This window comes from Vibrio sp. Isolate32, assembly GCF_022397955.1.
Lineage (GTDB): Bacteria > Pseudomonadota > Gammaproteobacteria > Enterobacterales > Vibrionaceae > Vibrio.
In genome coordinates, this window is record NZ_JAKEUQ010000004.1 from 111,646 (window position 1) to 124,157 (window position 12,512).

Consider the following 12,512-nt stretch of genomic DNA (forward strand, 5'->3'; position numbering starts at 1 on the left):
CTAGCTTGTCCTCGATCGATCAAATTTTAAGTTTTACTGCTTATCATTATAAGAAATTTTTGGGTCAGCAGTAACTGTAGGAATTGGTAAGTATTGAGTGAGTAAGAAAAAAGTGGGTGAGACTTGGCTTCTTTAACCAGGCCCACCCGTCATAGCCAAACTGATGTCCATTTCCCCCACATTTAGCTAAACCTCCCCCGTGATTCAATCACAGATTTAGCTCGATGCTAATATAAGACACCAGCGGGCAGTGAAGCCAACTAAATGAATAATGCGTCAATGCATAGCACTTGTCGGTAAAGGTTTCTTTCTATCCACTCTTGGATGAATACAGTTTCGGTGAAATGGCGTAAGGGGACATCCTCCTAATGGAAAATTAACTAGGGGGAGTAGGAGGGGAGGAGTAGATATACGGGGTTATTAATAATTGGCGATCCAGTTCAAATAAATCCACCACATAACGGTGATGTTGATCACGATGACTATACGTTTTGTGATTGCAGTCTCTAATCTGACCGGATGGCGATCACGAATTTAAGCCATAATAGCTAGGGCGTAGTGGCTAGGATGATGAGCTAGGGTCTGTTTTCTCAGATCATAACTCCGAAAACTGGCTCGTCTTGGTTGATGTGCCCTACGTATAAATATAAAAAGGATATTCACATGAAAAACGCTCTAAGCGCTGTAGCTCTAGGTACATTGGTTGCTCTGGGTTCTTTTGGTGCAAACGCTGCTATCGAAGAAGGACAACTAACAATCTGGGTAGGTGGTGACAAAGCTTATGAAGGAATGGCTGAAGTAGGTAAACGTTTCGAAGAAGATACTGGTGTAAAAGTAACAGTCGCTTTCCCTGATAAGCTAGAAGAAAAATTCCCACAAGTAGCAGCAGCTGGCGATGGCCCAGACATGATCTTCTACGCTCACGACCGTTTTGGTGGTTTTGCAGAAGCGGGTCTTCTTGCTGATATCAAACCTTCTAAAGAGACTAAAGAAGGTATCGTAGACTTCGCATGGGACGCTGTTTTATACGAAGGTAAAACAATTGCTTACCCAGTCGCCGTTGAGTCAGTTTCTCTAATTTACAACAAAGCACTTGTTCCAAACCCTCCTAAATCTTGGGAAGAAATCCCAGCACTTAACGCTGAGCTTCAAAAAGACGGTAAGAAAGCGATCATGTGGCCCCTACGTGGCGGCGCATACTTCACTTGGCCTCTACTCGCAGCTGACGGCGGTTATGCATTCAAACAGGTTGCTGAAGGTTACGACATTAAAGATGCGGGCGTAGCGACTGACGGTGTTCAGAAGTCTCTAGGTTTTATCGAGAAAATGGTACAAGACAAAGTTATTTCTGCAGACATGGATTACTCGGTAGCTGAGTCTGAGTTCGTTGCGGGTAATGTTGCGATGACAATCAACGGTCCTTGGGGCTGGGCAAACATCGAGAAAGCTGGCGTAGATTACGGCGTAGCAACTCTACCTAAGTTCAACGGTAAAGCATCTAAACCTTTCGTTGGCGTATGGGCTGGTGGTATCAGCACAGCTTCTCCAAACCGTGACCTAGCGGTTGAGTTCATGGAAAACTACCTACTAACTGATGAAGGTATGAAGAGCCTGAACGACGACAAACCACTTGGCGCTGTTGCTCTAAACTCTTTCCAACGTCAATTAGACAGCGACACTCGTATCGCAGCAACAATGGACAACGCGATGAACGGCGAAGTCATGCCTAACATTCCTCAGTTCACAACGTTCTGGTACAGCATGGAAGAAGCGATCGGCAACGTAGTTGATGGTCGTCAAACAGTAGACCAAGCGCTGAAAGGTGCTGAAGCTCGCATGACTAAGTAATAACTAAGCACTTCCTTTTAAGGAGAGGGCAACCTCTCCTTACTTTTCTATTTTTTATCTATATCGCTAGCAGGTTCCTCTATGCAGTCAGTTCAAGGTACAGATGCTATCCCAGCACCATCAAGCCTTCCAGGCAGTAAAAGCGTCTTCATCAAATGGGGGTTGCTTGGTAGCGTTGGCTTAATTAACGGCTACGCTACAATTCTAATGTATTCTCGCGGTGAGCTCGCTTTTGCGCTGCTTACAGTGATCTTAACGGCTTTAGCTCTTTACATTTTTGGTAGTAAGAAAACTTACGCCCACCGTTATATTTACCCGGGTATTGCCGGAATGATTTTGTTCATTCTTTTCCCATTGGCATACACCGTTGGGCTAGCGTTTACTAACTACAGCGCAAAAAACCAACTTTCTTTGGAACGTACTCAAACCGTTCTTTTAGACCGCTCTTTCCAAAGCGGCGAAAGCTACCCATTCACTTTGTACAAAACAGATAACGGCCACCAAATCGTGGTTAAAGATGGCGACCAACTGTTAGCGACTGATGTATTTTCGTTAGAAGGTATGACAGCGACAGATATGGACCTATCGGTTATCGAGTCGGCTCAAGGTGAAAAAGAGAAGATCAAAGCGATCATTCAAAACCGATCAGCGCTTAGTGGCGTTGATTTCCATCTGCCAAACGGCGATGACATCCGCATGAGCGGTTTGCGTAATTTTGCTTCTGTTGCTCCGCTTTACACACTACAAGAAGATGGTGAAACACTGGTTAACAATGAAACCGGTGATGTATTAAAGCCAAATATGGAAGTCGGTTTCTACCAACCTGTTGATGCAAACGCTGAGTTTACTGGTAACACTATTTCTCCTGGCTTCGTCGTTGGCATCGGTACGCACAACTTTGAACGTGTATGGAAAGATGACGGTATTAAAGAACCTTTCATCAGCATCTTCATCTGGACGGTTATTTTCTCTGTATGTACTGTGGCGTTCACTCTGATTATCGGTCTTGTACTTGCAAACATCGTACAGTGGGAAGAGCTGAAAGGTCGTTCTATTTACCGAGTTCTGCTTATTCTGCCTTACGCGGTACCAGCGTTCATCTCGATTCTTATCTTTAAAGGTCTATTCAACCAGAGCTTTGGTGAGATCAACATGGTACTTGAGAATATCTTCGGCCTAAGCCCGAACTGGTTCTCTGACCCGATTCTTGCGAAAACCATGGTGTTGATTGTAAACACATGGCTAGGTTTCCCTTACATGATGATTCTATGTATGGGTCTGCTTAAAGCGATTCCTGATGACCTATACGAAGCGTCAGCAATCGATGGTGCGAACTTCCTTGATAACTTCAAGCGAATCACTTTCCCATTGATGATTAAGCCGCTAACACCGCTATTGATTGCAGCGTTTGCCTTTAACTTCAATAACTTCGTAATGATTCAACTATTAACGAACGGTGGCCCGAACATGATTGGCACTTCTGAGCCAGCGGGTTACACAGACTTGCTTGTAAGCTACACCTACCGAATCGCATTCGAAGGCGGCGGCGGTCAAGACTTTGGTCTAGCAAGTGCTATCGCGACGCTTATCTTCCTATTGGTTGGTGCACTAGCGTTACTAAACCTTCGTTTCACTAAACTGTCTCAAGATTAAGGAGCACGACAATGGCTATGGTACAAGGTAAAGGCCTTAAATACCGAGTGTGGGCAACGCATGCACTGTTGTGGTGCTTCCTGGCAATGATTATCTTCCCACTATTAATGATCATCGCGATCTCGTTCCGTGAAGGTAACTTCGCAACGGGTAGCTTGATTCCAGACAATCCATCGCTGGAGCACTGGAAACTTGCACTAGGTATCTCAGTAACAAACGCGGATGGTTCGGTAACAACACCACCATTCCCAGTACTGACTTGGTTGTGGAACTCAGTGAAAGTGGCGGGTACTACATCGATTCTGATTGTGGCACTGTCTACGACATCAGCTTACGCGTTTGCTCGTATGCGCTTTAAAGGTAAAAACACAATCCTGAAAGCGATGATGATTTTCCAAATGTTCCCACCGGTATTGGCTCTTGTAGCGATTTACGCGCTGTTCGACAAACTTGGACAATACGTACCGTTCTTGGGCTTGAATACGCACGGCGGTTTGATCTTCTCTTACTTAGGTGGTATCGCACTGCACGTATGGACGATTAAAGGCTACTTTGAGACGATTGATAATTCTCTAGAAGAAGCGGCAGCACTAGATGGTGCAACGCCATGGCAAGCATTCAGGTTGGTTCTACTGCCGCTGTCTGTGCCAATTCTAGCGGTGGTGTTTATCCTATCTTTCATTGCGACAGTTGGTGAGGTTCCAGTAGCGTCTATCCTACTTACTGATGTGAACTCTTACACGCTAGCAGTAGGTATGCAGCAATACCTATACCCTCAGAACTACTTATGGGGTGACTTTGCGGCAGCGGCTGTACTTTCAGCGCTTCCTATCACTATCGTGTTCTTACTTGCTCAACGTTGGTTAGTTGGCGGTTTGACGGCAGGTGGTGTAAAAGGATAAGCTGTACCCTATAAGAACGAAAAAGAGCGACCATTAGGTCGCTCTATATTGGCATTTTTATTACATCATTTGGTTTGGCCGCCGATCAGTAATAAAAATAACCCTCAGGTTACGCATAGCTGGCTACTAATCAGGTTCCTTACGCTATTATTGATTAGTGGTTTTTGTAACTCTAACCCAGGTATTTACTTGGGTTTTTTTATGCCTGCCGTTTTGATCTTATCTTTGTGTCAGCTTTGCTCGTTAACAGTGTACCCAGCACGATTGTTATGTTTACAACGGCTTGAGTATTTAAAGCTTCGAGTCACTTCTTTCCTAAACATTGACTGCATCATCTCGATTACTTGAGGAAATGAACGAGTCTCACAAATCAGACATTCAGTATAAGGGGCCGTTGCTCTATTGATAGTTTGCTAATATTCCATTGCGTGATACTTCAATGATTTGTATGCAACAACTATGGATATTGCATAAAAAAGGACATAGACACAATTGTGCCTTTTAGAGCTTTTGCTCGTTATTTCATGCGCTTATATAAGGTGCTTTGGGTATTATTTTGTGAAGTGTGTGGTTGAGTATTGAGTTAGAACTCTTTACTCGAAGGAGCGCATCCAAGGTGTTGCAGCAATACATAGATACTTTCTTGATCCAAGGCCACGCGACGAAACAGATCCGCAAACGTCGAGTCACCGCCGAAACAGGTTTGGATGTAGTGGTTGATCTCATTACTGTCGTAGCCTTCGACGTACAAAGTTCTAACCCATTGGTACTCAACAGCCTTCAAATTGTTTAGTGTAGCTTCGCTAAGAGTGGGGCGTGTGACGCTCAAGTGTAGCTCCGGGAAATTTAATACATCCATTATGATTGGCGGTATTTAACCAGAGCAAAATGACGACTTTATTACAGTCAAAATAAATCCGACATTCAGCTTCGATTCATTTCAACCTTTGGTTGGCTATCACGCTTTCATAGGTGTGTCTTATATAGATACACAGAGCTAAGGGGTTAGTAAGTGCCAAGCAGGTACTTGGCATAGTAATAAGGTTTTGGAGGGTAGAGCGGTTAGTGGGCTTTACTTAAGACGACATAATTTAAAGCGGATAATTTCACGATTAAGACTATTTTTTCGAACAAATGATGAGTTGGTGAATATTGATGTTCAAAGGCGTTAAAGGTGATGCTTCAACAGAGGTGTACTTTATCGAGTAAATTGTTCGAAAGGTCGATTGCAAAAAAAAACACCTAGCTATGCTAGGTGTTTCTAAGCCGTGTGGTACTCGTTACGGTACCTTTATTATGTTAGCCAACTAACCGTTGTTTTATTTGATTTAGTTAAAGTGATTCTATCTTTTCACCACTAAAGTGGTAGTTGAAATTTTTATTTCTGAGCTCATTTTTGTTATTCTATGAAGTATAGGTCCTTAGCGAAGATATTTCCTTTTGGATTGTTGTTTGGAAAGAATTTGAGGTGATTTCGCACTAATTGAGTGTAATTGTGGCAATATAAAGGCATAAATGCTGATTATTTGTTTATCGGTGATTCAGTGTGCTGGTATAAAGCGAAGCGATTAGCTTGATTTTTCGTTTTTCTTGATTTATTTAAAAGCTCATCATAGTCTGGATTACAAAAACCATGTTCGTTAGCAGTATGATGACAAGTGAAAGCTTCTAACAGCGCCGAGGGCTAAGGATAATCACCAAATGTCAATGAGCGTGCAAAAGTTGATAGTCTCCAGTTCCTTTCGCCGCTACGTAGGCATCCCACTCGATATTTTGTAATTCAATGTTTACCCTGAGCGGCTTCCACATAGGTGCAATTGCGATGACGATCTTTTTGTGGTTCTGGCTGGTGCCCTAGGTGAGAGTGAATTTCAGAGGGTTTTCTTTGTTGTATCCAGATTGGTTCTTCGATTAGTTGTTTCGCTTTGGATCTCCTTACCCTGTCACTTTGTCTACCAGTATTTCTCGATAACAAAACCTTCAAACATATAATTGACGATAATCTCACTGGGCATGCCTGAGTTTATGGCGCTAGGTCTAGTGTATTGGCTCTGTGCCATTACCACGCATAAAATGTTGTTCTTCAGCTAATGATCTATCAGCAGGAACAGTGGCAGCAAAACTTGAAGTCGATGATAAAGCAAGCAGGGACGAGATGACCGCAGGGATCGTTAGTTGAGTCATTTTAATTCATTTTACAACTTAAACAGTATTTAATGCATTAAACCTGACTCGTAACATGTTGCAACCACAATGAACGCTTATTAAAAGCATTTGAAAGGCTTGTGAATAAAACAGCAGTACCTACTTTAGGAGTAGGCACTGTGAGACAGTGAGTTTGAGTATTTATCCTAATATGAGCGTTGGGTCATTCGCTTAGCTTTGTTGAGGGAGAGGAGCCTCAAGCCTTGGTTTTCTTTTTACTTGAGCAAGGATAACACCAGAAACGACCATGATACCGCCAATGATATGGAAGTGGTTAATCTCTTCGCCTAACCATGTCGATGCCAATACAATCGCGACTACAGGCATTAAGTTCATGAACATCGCACTTGAATCAGCGCCAATCGTGTCAATTGCTTTAACCCACATCCAAGGTGCCAAAATAGAAGCCGCTACAGCTGCGTAAGCAATCAAAGGAATGGCTTGTTGTGAAGGCACTAGCTGCTCGCTCGTTAGCCAAAGTGGGGCCAGCATCGCGACCGCGAATATCCCTTGCATGTAGATGACTACCCAATTGCTTATAGGCATTTTCCAACGTTTTAGCAACACGCAGTAAGAAGCATACACACAAGCTGCGATTAACATGTAGCCATCGCCCTGCGTTAACTCCTGATGGATAAAGAATAGGGGATCGCCTTTACCAAGCATTAATGCTAAGCCTGATAGAGACAACACACCGCCTACAATACTCAAACTTGAAATCGACTTGTTTAGCAGTGGAACGCTAAGGAATACACTGAACAATGGCACTAATGATGTAATCAAAGCCATGTTCGAAGCGGAAGTGGTTAAGCCTGCGTAGTAACCTAAAGACTGGTTCAACACCATGCCTAGAAAGCCAAGGAAAGCCAGCTTTGATAAGTTAGGTTTAATGATTGGCCACTGTTTGATAACCGAGCGAATGCAGAAAGGAGTCAGAATTAACATTGCAATAAACCAACGGTAAAAACTCATCGCGCTTGGCTCGATGGTGCTTGCAGCGAGCTTGTTGACTATCGCATTGGCACCCCAGATACAGACTGTGAAAAAAGGTAAAAGATAATGCATGTGAATTCCATCGCAAAATGAGTTGATGCGGCTAGTTTGACAGGTCGTTATACTTACAGATATCTTTAAAAAGACATCAGGCGCGATAGGAAGACAAGTTTGAAAAAACACCCAAGAAACCTTCATCCATCCTTATCAATTGATAAGGCACCATCCAACGTATTTATGAATTTTGAAGCGTTCTTATCGAATACTGAAACGCGTGTCCACAGTCACCCTTGGGGACAGGTTCAGTTGATCAGTGGTGGGATTCTTGAAATGAAGGCCGAGGGAACTCGCTTCTTGGCGCCGCCACATCTCGCAATTTGGGTGCCAGCAGGGGTTAGGCACTGCAGTTATAACCGTAAACCACTTGATTACTGCTCACTGAATATCGCCCCAGAGCTAACTCAGCACCTTCCTGAAAAGACCAGCCTAATTAAGATCACGCCGATAGTCTCTTCGATCATAGATGATTTTCGTCAACGTGATATCAACGTGGCACAAACCGAACCAGATAAGAGATTGGTTCAGGTCTTATTGGATCAACTCGCAGAGCGTCAAGTTGAACACCACTTCTTACCGTCAACCGACAACAAATACCTTGCGCCTATTTTAGCAGCGATAGAAGAGAACCCAACGGATGAAGTTTCGTTGAAAGATTGGGCGGAGAAAGTACATGCTACCGAGCGTACTTTGTCGCGTCATTGCCAAAGTGAACTGGGCATGAGTTTTACTGAATGGAGACTGCGCGTTCGCTATTTATATTCAATGGATCTGCTAAGAAATGGGCAATCGGTTAAAGAAGTTGCGCTTACGTTAGGCTACAACCAAGCCAGTCCTTTCATCAGTATGTTCAAGAAGTATTCAGGTCAAACTCCCGAACAGTATAAGAACCGTTTGTTGTAATAGGTTTAGTTAATTCCTTCGATTAACAGTATGAAGGCTACGGTTTTTATATCTAAAGTATTGTTTATGTTGGTTAAATTCAATTTGTTTTAGCTTGGTTCTAAACCTGATTCTTTTATGGTTTTAATTTGGTTATATAAGCGTTTAGTATTCTTTCGGTAATTCGGTGATGATTTATTTACCACTTGCTCAACGTATCGAGGAAAACCTTGAAGTTCCAAATCTCAATCATATCAGCGTTAGTTGCCACACTTACTGCATGCGGAGGTGGCGGCGGCGGTTCAGCGCCACCGGCTCAAAAGAAACAAACAGTGGTGCCTCAAATGTCGGTCACTCCAGCAAAAGGTAGCGTGGCTGATCCAAAAGATGATGCAGCAAAGAAATTCGCTAGCAGCCCTGTCATGTATTCGGCTAACACTATCGGTAGCACCGATATTAAACAGTGCGAAAAGACTCTGAACCTGTTTAACATTTACAGTTTTGGTTGGAATGATGAGTTCAACAAGGGACTAAATGCTAAGGAACAAAAAGATCTAAAAGGCTTCTATGGTGTTTATGGTGCAAACGGAATCGTCGATTATTCTGCTCACAGTAAAGAGATGATTGAGGCAAAAGATTGGATCAGTTATTTCTACTACGATGCAAACTTTCAAGATTGCGAAGCTCGCCGTTACAAACCCGACGCTAAGGAAACTAAAGTTGGTGACGACATTACCGAGCTTCGTTATAAGTACAGTGTCAAAGCTGATGCTGTAACAAAGACACCTCAGCAAAATATAAGTAACTATACAGCCTGGGAAAGTGATTCTTCGAAAAACACGGTGATTGGTTTAATGACCAACATTATTACGGGCAACGTTAAATATAAGCAGCAACTGAAGAGCTTCAAATCTGATAGCGGGCGTTCTGTTGATAATGTCAGCTTTAGCGAGATGTTTAGAAACAGCTACTTTTTAGAGTCTTATGACAATGGGGACGTTGAGTATCAAGTGGTTGGCGGTAAGGTGATTGATATATATGCAAAATCAAATCTATCAGATCCTGATATATATTATGCCGTTAACTTAATTTCGGCGTATTTCCCAGACGTAGGTACCCGAATCAATTGGTGTGTTCGAGGTAGCCAATTCGTATCGAATAAAGAGGCACCAATCACCAAAGCCCAATACAACGACATTATTGAAAGTGGTGATTTAGGCATAGCCTACTGTGATCCATTTGATAAGAATATCGGTAAAGTTCGTTATTATGATACGAAAGGTAACAAAGTATTAGACAGCTCTACTATCGCCAGCGAGCTAGACAACAAGTTGGTACAAGGCACTGTTATTAAAGATAAGTTGGATCAACGAGTTAAAAACAAGAAGCTGTACTTAGGTAAAACACACAGTGAATATTTCCAAGATACTTCTTTGGCGAATCAAGTTGATCAAATTAAGGCTGACTTGACGCAATAGCTTTCAATTAACCTTAAACAGTGAGCCATCATTAAGCTTGTCAGCTGGCGCAAATGTGTTGTTTGCGCTAGCTGCTGCAATAGTGCTTGTTCATAAAGCGCACCATATGAGCTTAAATTTGTTTAAATAAATGTGCTGTTACATCAAAGACATTTACACGATAATATCCTTGTGAAAACGAAGTATTCGTTAATAAGTAAACCCATGCAGTAGGGGCTTAATGCCTTATCTATATCTTAATTATCAACCGGACCGTTATTCACTGTCTGGGCGGTTTTTATACAGATAGGCAAGGTAATGAACCTCGTTAGTTTTACAAAATGTAGCAGTTCGAAAATAAAGAGTGACAATGTCGAGTTACAAATACGAGCGTTTACTCTCAACCACGATAGACAACGCTTTATTGCACCTTTGGATTTCGGTTGCCAACTCAAGGAATCATGTTTCTAGAGATGTCCGAAACCAGATATTGGTGCGATGGTTTAAGCCAAAAATAAATAAGATCAAATATAAAACCATTAAGAAAGAGATAAAGTCGATCATACAGGCTGGCAAGTATGGCTCTGCCTTACTTGAAGAGCGTTTATGTGAGCTTAGAGAGCTATCCCAAAGCTACAGGGATAGGTTGAATGACATGCATAAGCTTCACTATCTACTTGAATATTTGAGAGAAGATCATGGAATAACGGCAGACCTTAATGAGGGCGTGTCTGAATATCTTCCTAGTACTTTATATGTCTCGCAGGCACACCTAGAGCAATGCTTCTCAGATGAGCAACAACAAATTAAGCCATTATCGGTCAGTTTATCCAATATTAACGTCGACAACTTTATTCATATTGTCCAGCTGTTTGGCTTTCATCAAGTCGAACTCAATACGCATCTTACTAGCAGGTTGCCAATCGTAGAACTTTCTGTCGTTAACTAAATTGGCACGATACGAATTGAGTCCTTATTTACTAAGGGTATAAAACATTAAATTAATTATTACTTTTGAAGGTGGACAGTATCATTTTTTTTAAAAAGAAGGAAAAAAGCACAGATCAATCTGATCACAATATGGATATTGTTGATTCACTGAATCGTTCTTTAGCAATGGTGTCTTTTGATACTCGCGGGCATGTGTTGGACGCGAGTGAGCCATTCTTAACATTGATGGGCTATTCACTGGATGAAATAAAAGGTAAACATCACTCTCTATTTTGTTCTGACGAGATAGTGAATACCTCGCACTATATGCAATTTTGGCGAGACCTTGCTGCAGGTTCAAAGAAAAGCGGTGTTTTTCCTCGTTACGCGAAGGGAAAGCGACAAGTCCATATCGAGGCTAGTTATTGTCCGATTATTTCAAATGGGGAAGTGCAAAAGGTCGTTAAAGTTGCCGCTGATGTTACCGAGTCTCATGTAAAGCAGACGCTAGACAGCGAATTATTAGACGCACTCAACCAAACCTTTGCGACTATTTCGTTTACGCCTGATGGCAATATTTTGGATGCAAATGACAACTTCCTGAAAACCTTGGGTTACTCAAAAGAACAGGTTATTTCGCAGAATCATAGGATGTTCTGTTTTGACGAATTTTACAAAGAGAACCCTAACTTTTGGAAAGAGCTGCAATCGGGGCGAGCATTTACTGGGCGCTTCTTAAGAAAAGATCGACATGGTGGAAAAGTTTGGATTCAAGCCTCTTACAGCCCGATAAAGAATGAGCGAGGAGAGGTCTATAAAGTCGTTAAGTTTGCTTCCGATATTACCAATGAAGTGCTGCAAGAAGAGGCAACGTCGGATGCGACGTCTATTGCTTACAGCACCGCGGTAGAGACAGCACAAGTGGCAAGCGATGGGCAATCTTCTCTCGCACTGACCCGTGAGCTGTCTAAAAATGTGGTTGAAGATATCGAGAAGTCTGAAAAGCTAATTCGTCGACTGACTGAATTATCGGGCAGCATCGAAAACATTGTGCAGGTCATTGGCAATATTGCTGATCAAACGAATTTATTGGCGCTTAATGCGCAATTGAGGCGGCTAGGGCTGGAGATTACGGGCGTGGTTTTGCCGTGGTTGCTGATGAGGTCAGGGTTTTAGCTTCGAGAACATCCGACTCAACGGAAGAAATCAGTCGAGTGGTTGCAGAGAACTTATCTCTAACCAACGACATTACTCAATCTATGGAAGTGATCAGTCAATCGTCTATCGAAACAAACGATAGGCTTGAAAGCGTATCTGTTGTGATCGAAGAGATACAAAAAGGCGCTGAAGACGTGGCTAGATCTGTCTCGAACTTAACTTAACCGAAGATAGCAGGGCGCAAGTGACTCACTTTTGCCCTGCATCACGAACAAAAAGCGGCTTACTAGAATTCGAGAGTAAGCACACCGACCCTATATACCTCCTACCAAGCATGGATCATTGCAGGTTTGTGCACAGCTATACCTTACGGCTTAAATATTAAGGCTGTAGCTCAAGTGAGATTTATAAATAAACAGATTGCATA

At 42.5% G+C, this 12,512-nt stretch carries 9 protein-coding genes and 1 pseudogene; 7 read left to right on the top strand and 3 right to left on the bottom strand.

All coding sequences use genetic code 11. The annotated features are described in order from the left end of the window. The first annotated feature begins 663 nt into the window (after positions 1–663). From malE to malG, 3 genes are all read left to right on the top strand, one after another. Positions 664–1,848, top strand: coding sequence for a maltose/maltodextrin ABC transporter substrate-binding protein MalE (gene malE / locus L1D11_RS04845; protein ID WP_239832372.1), 1,185 nt, complete (start codon positions 664–666; stop codon positions 1,846–1,848). Positions 1,849–1,929: 81 nt separating this feature from the next. After that, positions 1,930–3,501 (top strand): maltose ABC transporter permease MalF, encoded by a 1,572-nt coding sequence (gene malF / locus L1D11_RS04850; RefSeq protein ID WP_239832373.1) that lies wholly within the window; start codon positions 1,930–1,932, stop codon positions 3,499–3,501. A gap of 11 nt (positions 3,502–3,512) precedes the next feature. Next, complete coding sequence (gene malG, locus L1D11_RS04855; protein ID WP_239832374.1) at positions 3,513–4,403, top strand: maltose ABC transporter permease MalG; 891 nt, start codon at positions 3,513–3,515, stop codon at positions 4,401–4,403. Between the two features lie 583 nt (positions 4,404–4,986). Here malG and L1D11_RS04860 read toward each other — a convergent pair. The 3 genes from L1D11_RS04860 to L1D11_RS04870 form a co-directional block, all read right to left on the bottom strand. Continuing rightward, positions 4,987–5,232, bottom strand: a complete 246-nt coding sequence (locus L1D11_RS04860) for a hypothetical protein (protein ID WP_032498029.1) — start codon at positions 5,230–5,232, stop codon at positions 4,987–4,989. 1,208 nt (positions 5,233–6,440) lie between these two features. Continuing rightward, positions 6,441–6,587, bottom strand: a complete 147-nt coding sequence (locus tag L1D11_RS04865; protein ID WP_239832375.1) for a hypothetical protein — start codon at positions 6,585–6,587, stop codon at positions 6,441–6,443. A gap of 192 nt (positions 6,588–6,779) precedes the next feature. Continuing rightward, positions 6,780–7,673: a DMT family transporter gene (locus L1D11_RS04870; protein WP_239832376.1), complete on the bottom strand. Its 894-nt coding sequence runs from the start codon at positions 7,671–7,673 to the stop codon at positions 6,780–6,782. 99 nt (positions 7,674–7,772) lie between these two features. Between L1D11_RS04870 and L1D11_RS04875 the strand changes: the two genes are divergently transcribed. The 4 genes and pseudogenes from L1D11_RS04875 (at position 7,773) to L1D11_RS22605 (ending at position 12,309) form a co-directional block, all read left to right on the top strand. After that, positions 7,773–8,561, top strand: coding sequence for a helix-turn-helix transcriptional regulator (locus tag L1D11_RS04875; protein WP_239832377.1), 789 nt, complete (start codon positions 7,773–7,775; stop codon positions 8,559–8,561). Positions 8,562–8,770: 209 nt separating this feature from the next. Beyond that, complete coding sequence (locus L1D11_RS04880) at positions 8,771–10,018, top strand: hypothetical protein (protein ID WP_239832378.1); 1,248 nt, start codon at positions 8,771–8,773, stop codon at positions 10,016–10,018. Between the two features lie 349 nt (positions 10,019–10,367). Continuing rightward, positions 10,368–10,946 carry a DUF2913 family protein gene (locus tag L1D11_RS04885; protein ID WP_239832379.1) on the top strand — a complete coding sequence of 193 codons (579 nt, stop codon included), beginning with the start codon at positions 10,368–10,370 and terminating at the stop codon, positions 10,944–10,946. Positions 10,947–11,077: 131 nt separating this feature from the next. Next, a pseudogene (locus L1D11_RS22605) lies at positions 11,078–12,309 on the top strand (PAS domain-containing methyl-accepting chemotaxis protein). Positions 12,310–12,512 lie beyond the last annotated feature (203 nt).

What these genes read in the sequence shown, in the direction of transcription:
- malG (WP_239832374.1), top strand. Translation starts at nt 3,513, where the DNA reads ATGGCTATGGTACAAGGTAAAGGCCTTAAATACCGAGTGTGGGCAACG.
- malF (WP_239832373.1), top strand. Translation starts at nt 1,930, where the DNA reads ATGCAGTCAGTTCAAGGTACAGATGCTATCCCAGCACCATCAAGCCTT.
- L1D11_RS04870 (WP_239832376.1), bottom strand. Translation starts at nt 7,673, where the DNA reads ATGCATTATCTTTTACCTTTTTTCACAGTCTGTATCTGGGGTGCCAAT.
- L1D11_RS04885 (WP_239832379.1), top strand. Translation starts at nt 10,368, where the DNA reads ATGTCGAGTTACAAATACGAGCGTTTACTCTCAACCACGATAGACAAC.
- malE (WP_239832372.1), top strand. Translation starts at nt 664, where the DNA reads ATGAAAAACGCTCTAAGCGCTGTAGCTCTAGGTACATTGGTTGCTCTG.
- L1D11_RS04865 (WP_239832375.1), bottom strand. Translation starts at nt 6,587, where the DNA reads ATGACTCAACTAACGATCCCTGCGGTCATCTCGTCCCTGCTTGCTTTA.